This is a genomic window from Rugamonas brunnea, from assembly GCF_014042345.1.
In the GTDB taxonomy this organism is placed as follows: domain Bacteria; phylum Pseudomonadota; class Gammaproteobacteria; order Burkholderiales; family Burkholderiaceae_D; genus Rugamonas; species Rugamonas brunnea.
This window is the reverse complement of record NZ_JACEZT010000006.1, coordinates 282,513-299,456: the sequence shown is the minus strand read 5'-3', so window position 1 is coordinate 299,456 and position 16,944 is coordinate 282,513. Positions and strand designations below refer to the sequence as shown.

The window sequence follows — 16,944 nt, the reverse complement described above, 5'->3', positions numbered from 1 at the left end:
GTGCCCATCACTTACTCGGCGTAGAAGCAGCGGCCGCAAGCCTGGCGGTAACTTTCATTGCCGCCAATGCTGATCTGCTCGCCTTCCTTGATGCGCTTGCCCTGCGCATCGACGCGGATATTCATGGTCGCTTTCTTTCCGCAAGTGCAGATGTTCTTCAATTCCTCGATGTCGTCGGCCAGCGCCAGCAGGTAGGCCGAGCCGGGGAATGGTTCGCCCAGGAAGTCCGTGCGCAGGCCGTAGCAGATCACGGGCACGCCGCGGGTCTGGGCCAGCTGGTGCAATTGCCGCACCTGGGGCGGCGACAGGAACTGCGACTCGTCGATCAGCAGGCAGGCCACCTTGGGGATGTCGGCCAGGAAGTCGGTATCGGCGGTGAACACCTCCACGGCGCGCTGCGGCCCCAGGCGCGAGGTGACCCGGCCCACGCCGTAGCGATTGTCGATGGCCGCCGTGTAGAGCCGTACCTGCTGGCCCTGTTCCTCGTAGTTATGTGCCACTTGCAACATTGCCGTGGATTTGCCCGCGTTCATCGCGGAGTACCGGAAATATAGTTTTGCCACTGCTGCCTTCGTACTTTTGGGGGGATGCCTTGCCGGCTCGCGGATTATAAACCGCCCCCGGGCAAAAAAGCGCATACTTGTGCGCACAGGCACCGCGTCGAATGAGGAGCCATTATGCGTACCCCCGCCCTCTTCAACCTGATCGGCAACACCCCGCTGGTCCAGGTCACCCGGCTCGACACCGGCCCATGCCAGCTGTTCCTCAAGCTGGAATCGCAAAACCCCGGCGGCTCGATCAAGGACCGCATCGGGCTGGCCATGGTGCAGGCTGCCGAAGCCGACGGCCAGTTGCGTCCCGGCGGCACCATCGTCGAAGCCACTGCCGGCAACACTGGCCTGGGCCTGGCCCTGGTGGGCCGGCTCAAAGGCTACCGCGTGCTGCTGGTGGTGCCGGACAAGATGTCGCCGGAAAAAGTGCTGCACCTGAAGGCGCTGGGCGCCGAGGTGCGCACCACCCGCTCGGACGTGGCCAAGGGCCATCCCGATTACTATCAGGACTATGCGGCGCGGTTGGCGCGCGAGCTTCCCGGGGCGTGGTACGCCGACCAGTTCAACAATCCCGCCAACCCGCGCGCGCACGAGACCACCACCGGCCCCGAGATCTGGGAACAGATGGGCCATGAGGTGGACGCCATCGTCGTCGGCGTCGGCTCCTCGGGCACGCTGACGGGGCTCACGCGCTACTTCAGGCGCGTGCACCCGTCCGTGGAATTCGTGCTGGCCGACCCCAAGGGCTCCATCCTGGCCGACTACGTGCGCACCGGACAGGCCAGCGACACCAGCGGATCGTGGGCGGTGGAAGGCATAGGCGAGGACTTCGTGCCCGCCATCGCCGACCTGAGCGCCGTCAAGCAAGCCTACACCATCGAGGACCAGGAAAGCTTCGCCAGCGCGCGCGCCCTGCTGCGGGCCGAAGGCATGCTGGGCGGCTCGTCCACCGGCACCCTGCTGGCCGCCGCGCTGCGCTACTGCCGCGCGCAGACCAAACCGAAGCGCGTGGTCAGCTTCGTGTGCGACACCGGCACGCGCTACCTGTCCAAGCTGTACAACGACGGCTGGATGCACGACCAAGGGCTGCTGCCGCGCGTGCCCACCAACGACCTGCGCGACCTGATCGGGCGCCGCTACGACGAGGATGAAGTGGTCAGCGTGGCGCCCACCGACAGCCTGCTGGTGGCCTTCAACCGCATGCGCAGCGCCGACCTGGCGCAACTGCCCGTCATCGACCAGGGCCGGCTGGTGGGCATCGTCGACGAATCGGACTTGCTGATGAAGGTGGACGACGATCCCCAGCACTTCGCCACGCCCGTGGGCGACACCATGAGCGCGCGCGTGGAAACGCTGTCGCCGACGGCCGGCCTGCACGCCGTGCGCGCCACGCTGGACCGGGGACTGACGGCCGTGGTGGCCGACGGCGGCATCTTCTACGGCCTGATCACCCGCTTCGACCTTCTCAACCACTTGCGCAGGAAGCTATCGTGAACCCGTCCGACCACGCCCAGCCGAAAGCGGCGCTGGCCACGCGCGTGATCCACGCCGGCCAGGCGCCCGACCCGTCCACGGGCGCCATCATGCCGCCCATCTACGCCACTTCCACCTACGTGCAGGACAGCCCCGGCGTGCACAAGGGGCTCGATTACGGCCGCTCGCACAATCCCACGCGCTGGGCGCTGGAGCGCTGCGTGGCCGACCTCGAAGGCGGCGCCCAGGGTTACGCCTTTGCCTCCGGACTGGCCGCCATCTCCACCGTGCTGGAACTAGCCGACGCCGGCGCCCACATCGTGGCCGGCGACGACATGTACGGCGGCAGCTACCGCCTGTTCGAAAAGGTGCGGCGCCGCAGCGCCGGCCTGAGTTTCAGCTACGTGGACCTGACGCGGCCCGACAACCTGCTGGCCGCGCTGCGCCCGGAAACCCGGATGGTGTGGGTGGAGACGCCGACCAATCCCATGCTCAAGCTGGCCGACTTGCAGACGGTGGCCGAAATCTGCCGCGTGCGCGGCATCATCGCCGTGGCCGACAACACCTTCGCCAGCCCCATGGTGCAGCGGCCGCTGGAATTCGGCTTCGACATCGTGGTCCATTCCACCACCAAGTACCTGAACGGCCACTCCGACATCATTGGCGGCATGGCCGTGGTGGCCGGCGAAGCGCACCAGCACGCGTGGCGCGAACAACTGACCTTCCTGCAGAACGCGGTGGGCGCCATCGCCGGCCCGTTCGACAGCTTCCTGGCGCTGCGCGGGGTGAAGACGCTGGCGCTGCGCATGGAGCGCCACTGCGCCAGCGCGCTGGAACTGGCGCGCTGGCTGGAGGCGCAGCCGGAGGTGCGGCGCGTGTACTACCCGGGACTGGCCTCGCACCCGCAGCACGAGCTGGCGCGGAGCCAGATGGCGGGTTTCGGCGGCATCGTCTCGATCGACCTGGACACCGACCTGGCCGGCGCCCGCCGCTTCCTGGAAAGCTGCCGCCTGTTTGCGCTGGCCGAAAGCCTGGGCGGGGTGGAGAGCCTGATCGAGCACCCGGCCCTGATGACGCACGCCACCATCCCACTGGCGCAGCGCACGGCGCTGGGCATCAGCGACAGCCTGATCCGGCTATCGGTGGGCATCGAGGACGTGAACGACCTGCGGCGCGACCTGCGCACCGCGCTCGACGCGATCTAGTTCACGCCGCGTTCACACCATCGCCTGGCACACGTCGACCCAGGACCCGGCCGTGATCTCGGCCATGTGCTGCGGCGTGATGCGTACGGCCGTGTGGACGCCACCGGCGGCCGGCATCACTTCGTCGTAGGCGCGCAGGGACGCATCCAGGTAGACGGGCAGCGGCTGGGCCAGCCCGAAGGGGCAGACGCCGCCCACCGGGTGGCCGGTCAGTTCCATCACTTCCTCGGCCGGCAACATCTTGCCCTTGCCCAGCGCGTCCTTGAACTTCTTGTTGTCGATGCGGGCGTCGCCGGCGGCCACCAGCACGATGGCGCGGCCGTCTCCGAGGCGGAACGCCAGCGTCTTGGCGATGCGGCCCGGCTCCACGCCGTGCGCCTCGGCCGCCAGCGCCACCGTGGCCGTGCTCACTTCCAGTTCAATGATGGGCAGGTCCACCTGCCGCGCCGCGAAAAATGCCCGTACCGATTCCAGACTCATTAGCTCAACCTTATGATTATTTGTATTTACTGGCCCGGGTGATAGCGCCGTTCCAGGTGCTTTTCCACGTCTTCCTTGTAGAACAGCACGTCCTTGAATTCGCCGCGCGCGTACATGGCCGCCTGGTCGTTGAAGTGCGGCGAGGCCGGGTCGCCGCTCTCGCCGCCGGCCAGGATGCTGCGCGCCTTGATGCGCGGGCCGAATTCCACGGCCGCCACGAAGCTGTTGCCCCGCTCGCCATAGATGCGCTTGGTGTTGGCTTTGGAGGTCATGCCGAATGCGGCCAGCGAACCCCAGTTGGCCGACGCGAACGGCACCGGCAGGCTGGGTTTGCTGTCGTCAAACGGCTGCACGATGTCGCCCGTCAGGCGCTGGAAGCGGTTGATCTCGCCCCATGGCGTCTGCCAGTTGCCAAAGTCGGCGGCCAACTTGTCCGAGGCGCGCGCCAGCGCCATCAGGCGGTCCATCGGCGTGATGGCATTGGCGATATAGTCCAGCACCAGCACTTCCTTGGCGTGGGCGGCCGGGCCGAAGGTGTCGGCCAGGTTCTGGGCCCAGTAGATCGCCAGCGAGGTGGGCACGGAATCGAGCCCGAAGCGCATGTCCCAGCCGCGCAGTGCCGCGATCTGCGGCCCCAGCATGGCCTTCAGCGGTTCGTCGCCGGACAGGCTGTCGTAGTCCTGGAACAGCTTGGGCAGCAGCGGCTCGAACGCCGTCAACTGGCTGTCGTAGGCGGCGGCGATCAGGCTGTCGATGGTGAGGTCTTTGGCATCCTTGAGCACCCGCACCGCATGGACGCCGCGCGGATTCTCGGGATTGACGGACATATAGGCCGGATAGTCGCGCTGGCGCGGACTGTACTCGCCGGCCGCCGTGAACGGCCAGTTGTTGGTGTTCTGGATCCAGCCGTTCTTCGGATTGAACAGCGTGATGGTGTCCTTTACCTCGTGCAGCCCTTTCCAGTCCGTTGCCGGGTTGCTGCCGTCCACCGGATGAGTGAAATCGAAACGCGTGTCGCGCACGGGGATGAAATTGCCGTGGAAGTAGGCGATATTGCCGTCCGCGTCCGCGTACACGGTGTTGTTGGACGAGTTGGTCCGCAACTGCATCACCTTGTAGAAGGCGGCGTAATCGCGGGCCTTGGTGCGGCTGAACGATTGCGTGAGCGCGCGCATGGGATCGTTCATCAGGCGCACGGAGACCCACTTGCCGCCGGCCTCGCGCACGATGGGGCCGCGGTGGCTGTAGTAGACGGTGATGACTTTCTTCGCCATCCCGTCTGCCGTCTTGTACGGCAGCGTGATGTCGACCGCCTTCAGCGCGCGCTGCTGCTTGCCGTACTGGTAGAAGTAGCGGCCATTCTTCTCCGTCACGGTCTCCAGGTACTCATCGATCACGTCGCCGCCGCCGGACGTGTGCATCCAGCCCAGCCGGTCATTGAAACCCTGGTAGATGAAGAACTGGCCCCACGTGACGGCGCCATAGGCGTTCAAGCCTTCGCCACTGTGGACGTGCACCTCGGGCCGGAAGTAGAACGAGGTGTGGGGATTGATCAGCAACAGGGCGTGGCCGTCGCGGGTCAGCCTGGGCGCGATGGCGAAGCCGTTCGAGCCGCTCGGTTCCTGATCGAGGTCGCTGCCGGCGTAGGCCAGCGGCACGTAGGCGCGCTTGCCGTAGAAGCGCTCCAGCTCTTTCAGGTCCACGTCCTCGATGTCGCCGCCGATGCTGCCCTCGCTGAAGCTGAGCGCCATCCACGGCTCGAAGCGCGTCAGCAGCAGTGGATGCACCTGGGGATGGGTGTACAGGTAATAGTTCAAGCCGTCCGCCCAGGCGTTCATCAGCTTCTTCAGCCATGCGGGGCTGGCGGCGTACTGGGTCTTCAGCTGCTGCGGGTTGATGAACAGCTTCATGCGCAGGTCGCGGTACAGCTCCGCCTCGCCCTGCACTTCGGCCAGCCGCCCCATGGCGTTGATGAAGTTCAGCTCCACCCGCTTGAAGTCATCCTCGGCCTGCGCATACATCATGCCGAACACGGCGTCGGCGTCCGTCTTGCCATACACATGCGGGATGCCCCACTTGTCGCGCAGGATGTCCACCCGCAGCGCGGTGCTGCGCCAGCGCGCCGCATCGGCGGCCGGCACGGTGGCGTTCGTGGCAGCGGGCGGCGCGGCCAGCGCGGCGCCCACGGGCATGGCACACAACAGGGCGAACAGGGCATGACGTTTCAGCATGGGCAGGCTCCGTGTGAGTGGGTGAGTGGATGAGTGGAGGGGATCAGGACGCGTCGACCAAGGCCGCGATGCGCTCCTGCAGCGCCGCGTTCTCGGCTTTCAGGGCCGCGTTGCGCTGTTTAAGGGTGGCGATTTCGGCGCGCAGTTGCTCCACTTCCGACAAGGGCTCGTCGCCCTCTTTCGGCTCCTTGGGCGGACGCATGGCCGCGCGCAGTTCGCGCACTTCCTTGGCGGCCTGCTGCAACTGCTTCTTGCCGCCGGCTACAGCCGCTACCTGGGCTGCTTCCGGCAGCGAGGCCACGGTGGCGGCCGCGTTGATGGAGATGGTGCCCGAGCGGACTGCCTCCACCAGTTCCGGCGTGGCCGTCTTCTGGATCTTCTCGATCTGGCTGATGGTGTTGCTGCTCAGACGCGCGGCGCGCGCGATGTCCTCGCGCGAGGCGAGCGGCATGGCGGCCGGCTTGGCTGGCTTGGCCGCCGCATCCTCGGGGTCGGGCGGCGCGATGGCCGCGTCCTCGGCGGCGGCCACCGCCGCCAGTTCGGCCGCGCGCGCGGCCATGATTTCCTTCTTGCGCAGGGCCAGCACGCCACGCTGGAAGTCCGACACGCTGCGCCTGCCCAGGTGGTTGTCGATCATCCACAGCTTGACGTCGTCCAGGCTCTTGAAGCTGGTGTTCTCGGTGACCTTGAACGGCACCCCATGCTGCTGGCAGATCTGATAACGGTTATGGCCGTCCACCAGCACGTCGCCCCACAGCACGAGCGCATCGCGGCAGCCTTCGACCAGGATGCTGCGCTCCAGCGCCGCATATTCCGCCTCGGTCAACGGGTCGATGTAACTACGCAGTACATCGTTGATTTGAATTTGCATGTTCCATCCTTGAATTACCGGCACGGCCATGGCCGTCCAGCATGCTACACCATCCGGGTGCTGGCTGCCAAAGCGGCGCCGGCCCGCCATATGGATGGCGAGCCGGCCGATTTCAAGGTGGAAGCGGCGTGGCCGTTACAGCATGCGCGCCAGCAGCGCCTTGTCGAAGCGCTGGTCGAGCGCGATGCGCACGCGGTGGCCGCTGCCGGGCGCGGCGTCCATGGGCGCGCCGTCCAGCGACTGGATCTGCTCCACCCGCACCAGCGTGTTGCCGGTCGGGTGCAGCACTTCCAGCTGGTCGCCCACGGCGAAGCGGTTCTTCACGTCCACTTCGGCCCAACCATCGTGCACGCCCTGCACGTCGCCCACATACTGGCTGCGGTGCAGTTCGGACGCGCCGGCCATGTAGTTCTGGTGCTCCTGGGTGTGGTGGCGCTGGTAGAAGCCATCCGTGTAGCCGCGGTTGGCCAGGCCTTGCAACTGGCCCAGCAGATCCATGTTGAACGGGCGGCCGGCCACGGCGTCGTCGATGGCCGTGCGGTACACCTGGGCCGTGCGGGCCGCGTAGTACAGCGACTTGGTGCGCCCTTCGATCTTGAGCGAATCGACACCGATCTTGACCAGCCGTTCCACGTGCTCGACGGCCCGCAGATCCTTGGAGTTCATGATGTAGGTGCCATGCTCATCTTCCAGGATGGGCATCAGCTGGCCGGGGCGCTCGGCTTCCTCGATCATGTAGGGCCGGTCGGCCAGCGGGTGGCGTTCCAGGTCGCCCATGGACGAGAATGAGGCATTGGCCTCCTCCAGCGCCTGGCGGTAATTGAGGCTGATGCTCTCGACGGGGATGCGGGCCAGGTCGCCGCTGGCATCCTCGCCCGCGTTCATCACCTTGTAGTCCCAGCGGCAGGAGTTGGTGCAGGTGCCCTGGTTGGAATCGCGGTGGTTGAAATAGCCCGACAGCAGGCAGCGGCCCGAGTAGGCGATGCACAGCGCGCCGTGCACGAACACTTCCAGCTCCATTTCCGGGCAGCGCTGGCGGATTTCCTCGATCTCGTCCAGCGACAGTTCGCGCGACAGGATCACGCGCGTCAGGCCCATGCGATGCCAGAACTTGACGTCGGCCCAGTTCACGGCATTGGCTTGCACCGACAGGTGGACAGGCATGTCGGGCCACTGGTCGCGCACCATCATGATCAGGCCGGGGTCGGCCATGATCAGCGCGTCCGGCTTCATGGCGATCACCGGTTCCATGTCGCGCAGGTAAGTCTTGAGTTTGCTGTTGTGCGCGAAGATATTGCTGGCGACGAAGAACTGTTTGCCGCGCGCGTGCGCCTGTTCGATGCCCTGCGCCAGCACTTCCGGGCGCGAGAATTCGTTGTTGCGCACCCGCAGGCTGTAACGCGGCGCGCCCGCGTACACGGCGTCGGCGCCGAAATCGAAGGCGGCGTGCATCTTGGCCAGCGAACCGGCGGGCAGGAGAAGTTCTGGAGCGCGAAGCATAATGGCTTTCAAAAACGGAAAAAACCGAGCATTGTATGCGCGCGCCGCGCGCCGTGGCCGGCGCAATGCACCGGTCTTGATATCGCGCAGAATGTGAAAATTAATGCAATGGCGCCGGATGGTGTGCGACGGCCGGCCCTGGGTCGGGATCGCTGATCTCGTAGCGCTGCAGCAGGCGTCCGTAGTCGCCCGAGGCTTTCATTTGCGCCAGCCCGGCATCGAGCTTGCGGGCGATGTCATGGGCGTCCGCCAGCCGGGCCGAAAAGCCCACCACCAGCGGCAGGTAGTGTTCCAGGCAGCCGCGCTGGCGCACGGCACTCTTCTCGCCCAACTGGGCCAGCAGATGGGCCATCACCGTTTCGTGCTCAAGCACGACGTCGTAGCGGCCGTACAGCAGCTTGCGGATATTCTTCACGCCCGCGTCCTCGCCGTAATTGAATTCCACCAGATGGTGGTTGTGCCGCTCCCTGGCTAGGTAGGCATCCATCGGACCGTCGTCGTAGCCGTAGTCGGCGATCACACCCAGCTGTTGCCGGGCCAGCGAGGCCATGCCCTGGTAATGCCAGGAGCTGATGCTGCGGGTGTAAAAGCAGGCGCGCGAACGGATCAGGGGCGCGCTCATGACGAGGCGCCTGTCGATGGAGGGCGCGTACAGCCCGTCGATCTGGCCCGCCAGCACCAGGGCAAGTGCGCGGTTGAGCGGCATCAGCTGCGGCTCCACCGGCAGGCCGTTCAGCTCCAGCGCCCGGGCCGTGGCACCGACCAGGAAGCCGGACGCGATGCTGCGGCCATCGCCGCCCACGCAAATGTAGGGACACCAGTCGTCCGAGGCGATGCGCAGCGGCGACGCGGCGCGCGCCGGCGTCACGAACGCCAGCGCCAATGCGCCAGCCACCGTCCACATCCAGGACCGCATCCCCCTCTCCTTCCGGCACCAGCGCCGCACTCCCGATACCAGCGGCCAATCATGCCACCAGCCCCGGGTGGCCGCAAGCAGCCGCGCATGCGGCGCCATTACGTCCCCCTCAGGCCCCCTCACGGACACCCCGCGTGCGCATCAGGCGCGGCCCACAAATCGCCGCACCAGCATTTCCACAATGCTACTATTGGCCTTATCACCATGCCAACAGGAGATTCCATGAGCAAGACCTTGCGCCGTTCGCAGACCTGGTTCCAGCGCGCCTTGTGGCTGGTCGCTTTCGTGTTCGCCTGGTTCCTGATCGGCCTCGGCGGCAAGCTGGTCAACAATCTGGGCGGCGCCGAGCCCTTGCCCTCGCTGGAACAGTTCATCGACCCCGGCCAGGCGGCCCAGGTGCGCGCGGCGCAGGAGCATGCCGACAAGGTGATGGCGGCGGCCAACGACGCGCTGGCCCAGGCCCGCCAGCAGCACCAGGTGGCGCAAGCGAACACGCGCGCGGCGGCGGAGACGTTCCAGAACTGGCTGGCCACGCGCCACGCCACGGCCCGTCCCGACCAGGACCCGGACCTGGTGGCGCGCACGCGCGAACTCGATCAATTGAAAGCGGCCGAGCGTCAGGCACTGTCGGCCGTGCAGCAACAACAGCAGGTGCTGCTGGACGCGCAGCAGCAGCGCGAGCACGCCAACCTGCGGCGCAAGGAACTGGAAAAGCCGGCGCTGGACGCGCTGGAACGGGCCATGCACCGGCGCGAACTGCACATCTTCCTGTACCGGCTGATGCTGACGGCGCCCCTGCTGGCCGTGGCCGGCTGGCTGTACGCCAAACAGCGCAAGAGCGCCTACTGGCCGTTCGTGTGGGGTTTCATCTTCTTCGCCGGCTTCGCCTTCTTCGTCGAGCTGGTGCCCTATCTGCCCAGCTACGGCGGCTATGTGCGCTACCTGGTGGGCATCCTGCTCACCGTGGTGATCGGGCGCCAGGCCATCGTCGGCCTGCAGCGCTACCTGGCCCGCCAGCAGCAACAGGAGGCATTACCGGAAGTGCAACGCCGCGCCACGCTCAATTACGAGCTGGCCCTGAAGCGGCTCGGCCACGGCTTGTGCCCCGGTTGCGAACGCAGCGTGGATTTGAAGGACACGACGCTCGACTATTGCCCCCACTGCGGCATCGGCCTGTTCGACCATTGCGGCCGCTGCAAGGTGCGCAAAAACGCCTTCCTCAACTTCTGCCAGCTATGCGGCACGGCGGCCCAGTCCCATGCGGCAGGCACCGCCCAGGAACCGCCCGCGCCCTGACCATTGCATTCAGCAAGTAACTGTCGCTTAAATGCCGAAAATGTAACAGGATTGATACGACAACGTTAACTTTTTGAATCATGACGTAGTAAAATGACAGCTTCGCTCATCGCGTATCCGTCAACGAGGCCACCATGGACAATGCACACCCTCCCCGCCGCAACACCGAAATGGCCAGCATCGTGGACCAGGCCATCGCGCTCGACGCGCGCATGGGTGCGGCCAACGCGTGGGTCTTCATGGAATCGGCCCAGGTGCCGCTGCAGGTCGTCAAACGCGTGCTGGGCATGCCATCCCAGCGCCGCAGCGCCAGCCGCGCTAACTAAGCTTTCCCCACCTCACTGCCCCGTCGTCGGCTGCTGGTCGTAGATGCGCGACGAGGGCGCGCTGGGCGCCGTGCGGCCCCAGAAATACGACACCGTCATCAGGAACGCCAGCAGCGCCAGTCCTTGCGTGTACACCAGCGGGAAATGGCGCGTCTCCAGCATGGGCACGCGCGTGAACACCTCGTGGACCAGGGCCGCCACCAACTGGTAATAGCTGAAGAGCATGGCGCTCAGATGGGTGCGCAGCCAGTTGCGGCGCGGCGCCTGCAGGCGGGCGCAACAAAACGCCAGCACCAGGCAAGCGAGGGAAACGAGGGCGAACACATGGAACAGGTGGAAAGCGCCCAGCTTGTGGATGGCCAGCGCGCTCAGATTGGCCACCGCCGCCGCGACCAGATACTGGCGCCCGGCCCGCTTGTGGGCCCGGTCGCCCTTGGGCTCGGACAGCACCAGCGCGCCCGCGCCCAGCGCATACAGGGACGCCAGGGTGTGCAGCCAGCCGATCACGCTCAAGTGTAATGCCATGCAGCTTGCCTCCCTCACCGTGTGCCACCGCGTCGCGCGCCTTGCCGCCGGGCGTCGAATGTTTCAAACAGATTAACGCCAGCCGGCACTTCTGTATAGCGTCGCCTGCCTCGCCACCACCGGCCAGTGTTGCTTGTGAGCTACAGCGCACCGGCGCCGCGCAAGCGCCACGCAAGCCGTGTGTAACAGCCGTGTAACACCGCTGAGCAAGCCCGCGAAACTGGTATATATTTTTTCTGGTAATCCCCTTCGCTGTCCCGTTTCCCGATCGATGAGGACCAGCCATGCCAGCTCCCGTTTCCGCGCCACCGGCGCCGTCCGCACACGCCGCAGACGCCGGACAAACCGCACTACCGGCACCCTCCGCACCTCCGGCGCCGCCAGCCACGCCAGTCGCCGCCACTGCCACCGCCATCACGGCGGCCACCCTGCTTGCTGCCTGCGGCGGAACCAGCCCCGGCGCGGCCGACAGTCCACCGCCCCGCGCCAGCGTACTGGGCACCGTCATCCGCGCCGATGCCATCAGCGACGCCGACGCGGCCCGCTTCCTGGCCCAGGCCGCCATGGGCTGCGAACGGGCGCAGATCGCCGCCGTCCAGCAGCTCGGCTATGCGGGCTGGCTCGACGCCCAGTTCGCCCTGCCCGCCTCGGGCACGCGCTGGGACTGGCTGGTGGCCAAGGGCTACAACGCCAGCGGTTACAAGAACACGGAAGCGGGCTTCGACGCCTCCGCCTGGCGCAAGCTGATCGCCTCGCCCGACACGCTGCGCCAGCGGGTCACGCTGGCGCTGTCCGAGCTCATCGTGGTCGCCATCGACGGCCTGGTCGGCCTGGGCTGGCGCGCGTTCTCGGCCGCCGCCTGGCTGGACCTGCTCGAAGCGCACGCCTTCGGCAATTACCGCGCACTGCTGGGCGCCGTCTCCACCAGCGTGGCCATGGGCCAGTTCCTCACCTTCCGGGCAACAGCAAGGCCAATCCCGCCACCGGCTCGCATCCGGACGAGAACTACGCGCGCGAGCTGATGCAACTGTTCACCATCGGCCTGGTGCAACTGAACGCGGACGGCACGCCCAAGCTGGCAGATGGCGCGCCCGTCTACACCTATGGCCCGGACGACGTGAGCGGCCTGGCCCGCATCTTCACCGGCTGGGACGTGGACCTGGCTGGCACCAGCACGGCCACGCCCGACTTCATCCGCCGCCCCATGCGCCAGTACCCGGCCCGCCACGAGACCGGCGCCTCCACCTTCCTCGGCCACACGGTGCCGTCCGGCCTGAGCGGCGCCGACGCCTTGCAAGCCGCGCTCGACATTATCTACGCCCATCCCAACGTGGGCCCGTTCATCGGCCGCCAGCTGATCCAGCGCCTCGTCACCAGCAACCCCAGCCCGGCCTATGTGGCGCGGGTGGCGGCCGCCTTCAACGACGATGGCCAGCACGTGCGCGGCAACCTGCGGGCTGTGATCAAGGCCGTGCTGCTCGATCCTGAAGCGCGGGCCGCCGTATCCACCGCCACCACGGGCGAAGGCAAGCTGCGCGAGCCCATCCTGCGCTTCACCGGCTGGGCGCACGCCTGCAAGGCCAGCTCCGCCACCGACAGCTGGGGCATCGGCAACACCAGCAACCCGGCCACCCGGCTCGGGCAAAGTCCGCTGCGCTCGCCCACCGTGTTCAACTTCTTCCGGCCCGGCTACGTGCCGCCCAACAGCGGCATCGCCGCCGCCGGGCTGGTGGCGCCGGAATTCCAGATCGCCAACGAGTCGTCCGTGATCGGCTACCTCAACTTCATGCAGCGCGTGGTGGCCGTGGGCGTGGGCGACGTGCTGCCCGACTACAGCGCCTGGCTGCCGCAGGCCGACAACGCCAGCGCCCTGCTGGCGGAACTGAACACGGTGCTGGCCGCCGGCCAGCTCGGCAGCGCCACGCAAACATTGATGCTCGGCGTGCTCAACGCCATGCCGTCCGGCAGCGACGCGCGGCGCCTGAATCGCGTGCGCACGGCCGTGCTGCTGGTGCTGGCCGCGCCCGAGTTCCTGGTGCTGAAATAGGAGGCCGACATGACCCGCGATCACACGCTCAACGCCTCCCGGCGCGCCTTTTTGCAACGGGCCTCGGCCCTGTCCGTGGCCGGCGCCGCCACGCCGTGGATGCTGAACCTGACCGCCATGGCCGAGGCTTCTGCCGCCACGGCCAGCGATTACAAGGCCATCGTCTGCGTCTTCCTGTACGGTGGCAACGACTACGGCAATACGCTGGTGCCGTATGACAGCGCCAACTACAACGCCTATTACAACCTGCGCCCCGGCCTCGCCTACAGCCGCGCCAGCCTGGACGGCACCGTGCTGGCGCCTTTGGCCGCGCCCGTCGACGCCGGCGGCTTCCAGCGCCAGTACGCGCTGGCGCCGGAACTGGCGCCGCTGCTGCCGCTGTTCAACGCCGGCAAGCTGGGCGTGCTGCTCAACGTGGGCACGCTGGTGCAGCCGACCACCAAGCTGCAATACACCAACAAGAGCGTGCCGCTGCCGCCCAAACTGTTCTCGCACAACGACCAGCAATCGTTCTGGCAGGCGTCGGCGCCGGAAGGCGCGATGTCGGGCTGGGGCGGGCGGATGGGGGACTTGTTCGTCTCAGGCAATGGCAATGCGACCTTCACCTGCGTCAACGTCTCGGGCAACGCCGTCTTCATGTCCGGCAATACGGCAGTGCAATACCAGATCACGGCCGACGGCCCGGTGCCCCTGGGCGCGCTGCAAAAGCCCTTGTACGGCTCGGCCGCCGCCAGCACGGCGCTGCAAGCGCTGGTGACCCAGCCCGGCATCCACCTGTTCGAGCAGGAGTACACGCGCGTGACGCGGCGCGCGCTCGATGCCAACAGCACCCTGAGCGCCGCGCTGGCCAGCGGGCCGGCCATCAACACGCCCTTCCCCGCCAACAATGACCTGGCCAGCCAGTTGCACATGGTGGCCCGGATGATAGGCAGCGCCGGCGCGATCGGCGCGCGGCGGCAAGTGTTCTTCGTGTCGCTGGGCGGCTTCGACAACCACGACGGCCTGAACACGGTCCACCCCGGCCTGTTGACCAGCGTGGCCGACGCCATGGCCGCCTTCCACGCCGCCACGGTGGAGCTGGGCGTGGCCGCCAACGTGACCGCGTTCACGGCATCCGACTTCGGCCGCACGCTGACGGTCAACAACGACGGTTCCGACCACGGCTGGGGCAGCATGCACTTCGTGCTCGGCGGCGCCGTCCACGGCCAGCGCTACTACGGCGTGCCGCCGGCCGTGGCTGCCGACGGGCCGGATGATGTCGGCCAGGGCCGCTTGCTGCCCACCACCTCGGTCGACCAGTACGCGGCCACGCTAGGCAGCTGGATGGGCGTGACCGACAGCGACTTGCTGACCGTGTTGCCCAACCTGAAGAATTACGCGCCTTCGACCCACAATCTGGGCTTTGTCTGAGTGCAGCAGCCCAAAACGAAACGCCCCATGCGAGCGCATGGGGCGTTTCAGTCAGAATACGGTGAGGGCAGCCTGGCCGCCCTTCCATACCGATTACTTTTGCTTGCGGCGACGGGCCATGAAACCGACCAGGCCGAAACCGGCCAGCAGCATGGCATAGGTTTCAGGTTCAGGTACAGGGCTCACGTGCTGGTCGCGGGCGAAGATGGTCAGGTTGGAGAAGTTCGGCACCTGGCCGCCGGCATTGACCCAGTTGATGGCCCAGGTGCCGGCGTTGCCCAGCGACGAGCTGGTCAACACTTGATTGTCGAAGAAGAAAGCGCCGCTACGGTTGGATGCGTGCAGGGCGAACACCAGGTCGACGGTGACGGGCTTGCTGACGTTGATCGTCCAGGTGCCCTTCTTGGTGCCGCTGCCCGGCGTTTCCGTGAAGTTGATCTTGTAATCGACACCGCCGAAAGTGGCCGTGGTGGTCGCGGAGGCCACGCTGGAACCGGTCACCTTGCTCAGCAGCGACCAGCCGTTGCCGAAGTTGTCGGCGAAACCGCTGGAGTTGCCGCTCGCGCCCTGCTGGGGATTGACGGTGGCAATGTCGCAGCCGTCGGCGATATCGCCAACCAGGGTCACGTCGTTACGGGAAGCGTTATGCACCGATACGCCGGTGCAAGCCAGGTTGAGCGCCATGGCTGGCGCGCCAGCCGCGCACAGACCGGCAAAAACGAAGGTGCTGACGAGTGCTTTTACTTTCATTGAGTGGCCTTTCTTGTTGGTTGCCTTGTTGGCATCACTGGACTACAAGTTATCCGCACAAATGCACTTCAAGTAACGAGCGCATCACGCAGCCGAAGAATTCTTAAGTCAACTTAAGCAGGTTACCAGAACAATAACGAATAGTAAAGAACTGCAACTAAATATCTTTTTGATATCGATGCACTAACGACAGGCAACAAAAAACCCGCAGACCTCTCCGGCATGCGGGTTTCGCCACTTTCGTGGATTTTTTAGCGTGTATCTGGTGCCCGGAGCCGGAATCGAACCGGCACGCCCTTACGAGCGGGAGATTTTAAGTCTCCAGTGTCTACCAGTTTCACCATCCGGGCAGCGAGGCGAGATTCTAGCACAGGCATAGTCAAAATCACCAGTTTTCCAGCCCTGGCCAACGCCCATCTCCCTCGTCCGGCAGCGGCGCGCGCTCCGTGCTGGCTCCGTGGTGCTTATACCAATGCCAGGAAACCATCCAGGAAGCACGCCAGCCCAACCAGACCGATAGGAATCGACGTGAACCAGATCCGCTTGGCCTTCATCAGACCGGCGATAGAATTGAGCAGGATGGCCACTTGCAGGAAGATCACCGCGATGCCGAACGGCTTGCCGCGCTGCTTGGCGTTATCACGGATCGCCTCGAAGGAGCGTGCCTCGGCTTCGATCTTCTTCTTTTCCTGCACGTAACGCTCGGTCTGGGCCTGGTAATCTGAGATTTTCTTGTCGTAGGCCTGGGCCGCCGGGCTGCCGGCCGGCAACGTCATCGCCTGCAGGCGGAACTGGTCGATCACCAGTTCATGCAGGTGCTGCTTGGTGCTCTTGGCCTGATAGAAGGCCCACTGGTCGGACGCCAGGCTCTGGTTGATCACGCTCTGGGTCGAATAACCGCCGCCCTTGAAGGTCGACAAGGTGGCGCCCACGGCGAGGATCACCGTCGCCAGCGCCATGTGGGTCATCCACGGCTCTTTCTTTTCTTCCGCCATAACTGTAGCTGCAAACGCGAGGATAGTTTCGGGAGCGCGATCTTACGCCATGCCGGGCCCTGACGCCAAGCGCGAGGCGATGCCGCGTTCCCCCACCTCGCGCACGGCAGGATTTGCCCCAGATCAAAGAACAGGCAGTTCCATTACAATTCCCGTAGTGGAGAATGAATCATGGCCACGCAACAAAACGATACGCCCAAACACAACCTCGACAAGGTGGTCGATGCCGGTATCGCCTTGAAAGAGGTGTCCGGCATGCGCGCCGCCGCCCATTTCATGGCCAAGCTCGGCGTGCCCGACGCGGTGATCGCGCGCGTGCTGTGCGAACCGGCATGGCGGCGCCGGGCCGCCAGCCGCGACTGACGCCA

Annotated in this window: 17 protein-coding genes and 1 tRNA gene; 8 read left to right on the top strand and 10 right to left on the bottom strand. The window is 66.0% G+C overall.

Going from position 1 to position 16,944, the window contains the following annotated elements:
- Positions 1-11: 11 nt before the first annotated feature.
- Positions 12-563, bottom strand: a complete 552-nt coding sequence (locus H3H37_RS11775) for a thymidine kinase (RefSeq protein ID WP_182162601.1) — start codon at positions 561-563, stop codon at positions 12-14.
- A gap of 114 nt (positions 564-677) precedes the next feature.
- Between H3H37_RS11775 and H3H37_RS11770 the strand changes: the two genes are divergently transcribed.
- Complete coding sequence (locus H3H37_RS11770) at positions 678-2,045, top strand: pyridoxal-phosphate dependent enzyme (protein ID WP_182162599.1); 1,368 nt, start codon at positions 678-680, stop codon at positions 2,043-2,045.
- The gene (locus tag H3H37_RS11765) at positions 2,042-3,229 is read left to right on the top strand and encodes a trans-sulfuration enzyme family protein (protein WP_182162597.1); all 1,188 of its coding nucleotides are present in this window, start codon (positions 2,042-2,044) and stop codon (positions 3,227-3,229) included. The genes H3H37_RS11770 and H3H37_RS11765 overlap by 4 nt, the downstream gene beginning before the upstream one ends.
- Positions 3,230-3,241: 12 nt before the next feature.
- Here the strand turns inward: H3H37_RS11765 and H3H37_RS11760 are convergent, their stop codons facing one another.
- The 5 genes from H3H37_RS11760 to H3H37_RS11740 all read right to left on the bottom strand — a co-directional run bounded on the left by H3H37_RS11760 (position 3,242) and on the right by H3H37_RS11740 (position 9,227).
- Positions 3,242-3,709 (bottom strand): YbaK/EbsC family protein, encoded by a 468-nt coding sequence (locus H3H37_RS11760; RefSeq protein WP_182162595.1) that lies wholly within the window; start codon positions 3,707-3,709, stop codon positions 3,242-3,244.
- Between the two features lie 26 nt (positions 3,710-3,735).
- Positions 3,736-5,940 carry a penicillin acylase family protein gene (locus H3H37_RS11755; protein ID WP_182162593.1) on the bottom strand — a complete coding sequence of 735 codons (2,205 nt, stop codon included), beginning with the start codon at positions 5,938-5,940 and terminating at the stop codon, positions 3,736-3,738.
- A 43-nt stretch (positions 5,941-5,983) separates the two neighbouring features.
- Positions 5,984-6,811 carry a hypothetical protein gene (locus H3H37_RS11750; protein WP_182162591.1) on the bottom strand — a complete coding sequence of 276 codons (828 nt, stop codon included), beginning with the start codon at positions 6,809-6,811 and terminating at the stop codon, positions 5,984-5,986.
- Between the two features lie 135 nt (positions 6,812-6,946).
- The gene (gene trhP, locus H3H37_RS11745) at positions 6,947-8,311 is read right to left on the bottom strand and encodes a prephenate-dependent tRNA uridine(34) hydroxylase TrhP (RefSeq protein WP_182162589.1); all 1,365 of its coding nucleotides are present in this window, start codon (positions 8,309-8,311) and stop codon (positions 6,947-6,949) included.
- A 100-nt stretch (positions 8,312-8,411) separates the two neighbouring features.
- On the bottom strand, positions 8,412-9,227 hold the full coding sequence (locus H3H37_RS11740; RefSeq protein ID WP_182162587.1) for a substrate-binding periplasmic protein: 816 nt from the start codon (positions 9,225-9,227) through the stop codon (positions 8,412-8,414).
- Positions 9,228-9,449: 222 nt separating this feature from the next.
- Between H3H37_RS11740 and H3H37_RS11735 the strand changes: the two genes are divergently transcribed.
- Both H3H37_RS11735 and H3H37_RS11730 read left to right on the top strand, forming a co-directional pair.
- Positions 9,450-10,523: a serine endopeptidase gene (locus tag H3H37_RS11735; RefSeq protein ID WP_182162585.1), complete on the top strand. Its 1,074-nt coding sequence runs from the start codon at positions 9,450-9,452 to the stop codon at positions 10,521-10,523.
- A 134-nt stretch (positions 10,524-10,657) separates the two neighbouring features.
- A complete protein-coding gene (locus tag H3H37_RS11730; protein WP_182162583.1) occupies positions 10,658-10,849 on the top strand; it encodes a hypothetical protein in 192 nt (63 codons plus the stop codon).
- A gap of 12 nt (positions 10,850-10,861) precedes the next feature.
- On the opposite strand, the gene H3H37_RS11725 is transcribed toward H3H37_RS11730, so the two are convergent.
- Positions 10,862-11,374 carry a DUF2306 domain-containing protein gene (locus H3H37_RS11725; protein WP_182162581.1) on the bottom strand — a complete coding sequence of 171 codons (513 nt, stop codon included), beginning with the start codon at positions 11,372-11,374 and terminating at the stop codon, positions 10,862-10,864.
- Between the two features lie 284 nt (positions 11,375-11,658).
- On the opposite strand from H3H37_RS11725, the gene H3H37_RS26040 reads away from it, so the two are divergent.
- From H3H37_RS26040 to H3H37_RS11715, 3 genes are read left to right on the top strand one after another with little or no spacing between them, the layout of a single operon-like run.
- Positions 11,659-12,396 (top strand): DUF1800 family protein, encoded by a 738-nt coding sequence (locus tag H3H37_RS26040; protein WP_255459139.1) that lies wholly within the window; start codon positions 11,659-11,661, stop codon positions 12,394-12,396.
- Entirely contained in the window at positions 12,396-13,421 is a 1,026-nt protein-coding gene (locus H3H37_RS11720) for a DUF1800 family protein (RefSeq protein WP_255459138.1), read from the top strand. Before H3H37_RS26040 ends, H3H37_RS11720 begins: the two co-directional genes overlap by 1 nt.
- A 9-nt stretch (positions 13,422-13,430) precedes the next feature.
- On the top strand, positions 13,431-14,831 hold the full coding sequence (locus tag H3H37_RS11715) for a DUF1501 domain-containing protein (RefSeq protein WP_182162579.1): 1,401 nt from the start codon (positions 13,431-13,433) through the stop codon (positions 14,829-14,831).
- A gap of 93 nt (positions 14,832-14,924) precedes the next feature.
- Here the strand turns inward: H3H37_RS11715 and H3H37_RS25820 are convergent, their stop codons facing one another.
- From H3H37_RS25820 to H3H37_RS11700, 3 genes are all read right to left on the bottom strand, one after another.
- A complete protein-coding gene (locus tag H3H37_RS25820; RefSeq protein WP_229218783.1) occupies positions 14,925-15,581 on the bottom strand; it encodes a PEPxxWA-CTERM sorting domain-containing protein in 657 nt (218 codons plus the stop codon).
- Positions 15,582-15,844: 263 nt separating this feature from the next.
- Positions 15,845-15,931: transfer RNA gene (locus H3H37_RS11705), tRNA-Leu, on the bottom strand.
- A 114-nt stretch (positions 15,932-16,045) separates the two neighbouring features.
- Positions 16,046-16,576 (bottom strand): DUF4337 domain-containing protein, encoded by a 531-nt coding sequence (locus H3H37_RS11700; protein ID WP_182162577.1) that lies wholly within the window; start codon positions 16,574-16,576, stop codon positions 16,046-16,048.
- 171 nt (positions 16,577-16,747) lie between these two features.
- Between H3H37_RS11700 and H3H37_RS11695 the strand changes: the two genes are divergently transcribed.
- Positions 16,748-16,939: a hypothetical protein gene (locus H3H37_RS11695; RefSeq protein WP_182162575.1), complete on the top strand. Its 192-nt coding sequence runs from the start codon at positions 16,748-16,750 to the stop codon at positions 16,937-16,939.
- Positions 16,940-16,944 lie beyond the last annotated feature (5 nt).

Excerpts from the sequence above, each read along its gene's own strand:
- H3H37_RS11770 (WP_182162599.1), top strand. The coding sequence starts at position 678 with ATGCGTACCCCCGCCCTCTTCAACCTGATCGGCAACACCCCGCTGGTC.
- H3H37_RS11760 (WP_182162595.1), bottom strand. The coding sequence starts at position 3,709 with ATGAGTCTGGAATCGGTACGGGCATTTTTCGCGGCGCGGCAGGTGGAC.
- H3H37_RS11755 (WP_182162593.1), bottom strand. The coding sequence starts at position 5,940 with ATGCTGAAACGTCATGCCCTGTTCGCCCTGTTGTGTGCCATGCCCGTG.
- H3H37_RS11750 (WP_182162591.1), bottom strand. The coding sequence starts at position 6,811 with ATGCAAATTCAAATCAACGATGTACTGCGTAGTTACATCGACCCGTTG.
- trhP (WP_182162589.1), bottom strand. The coding sequence starts at position 8,311 with ATGCTTCGCGCTCCAGAACTTCTCCTGCCCGCCGGTTCGCTGGCCAAG.
- H3H37_RS11740 (WP_182162587.1), bottom strand. The coding sequence starts at position 9,227 with ATGCGGTCCTGGATGTGGACGGTGGCTGGCGCATTGGCGCTGGCGTTC.
- H3H37_RS11735 (WP_182162585.1), top strand. The coding sequence starts at position 9,450 with ATGAGCAAGACCTTGCGCCGTTCGCAGACCTGGTTCCAGCGCGCCTTG.
- H3H37_RS11730 (WP_182162583.1), top strand. The coding sequence starts at position 10,658 with ATGGACAATGCACACCCTCCCCGCCGCAACACCGAAATGGCCAGCATC.
- H3H37_RS11725 (WP_182162581.1), bottom strand. The coding sequence starts at position 11,374 with ATGGCATTACACTTGAGCGTGATCGGCTGGCTGCACACCCTGGCGTCC.
- H3H37_RS26040 (WP_255459139.1), top strand. The coding sequence starts at position 11,659 with ATGCCAGCTCCCGTTTCCGCGCCACCGGCGCCGTCCGCACACGCCGCA.
- H3H37_RS11720 (WP_255459138.1), top strand. The coding sequence starts at position 12,396 with ATGCAACTGTTCACCATCGGCCTGGTGCAACTGAACGCGGACGGCACG.
- H3H37_RS11715 (WP_182162579.1), top strand. The coding sequence starts at position 13,431 with ATGACCCGCGATCACACGCTCAACGCCTCCCGGCGCGCCTTTTTGCAA.
- H3H37_RS25820 (WP_229218783.1), bottom strand. The coding sequence starts at position 15,581 with ATGAAAGTAAAAGCACTCGTCAGCACCTTCGTTTTTGCCGGTCTGTGC.
- H3H37_RS11700 (WP_182162577.1), bottom strand. The coding sequence starts at position 16,576 with ATGGCGGAAGAAAAGAAAGAGCCGTGGATGACCCACATGGCGCTGGCG.
- H3H37_RS11695 (WP_182162575.1), top strand. The coding sequence starts at position 16,748 with ATGGCCACGCAACAAAACGATACGCCCAAACACAACCTCGACAAGGTG.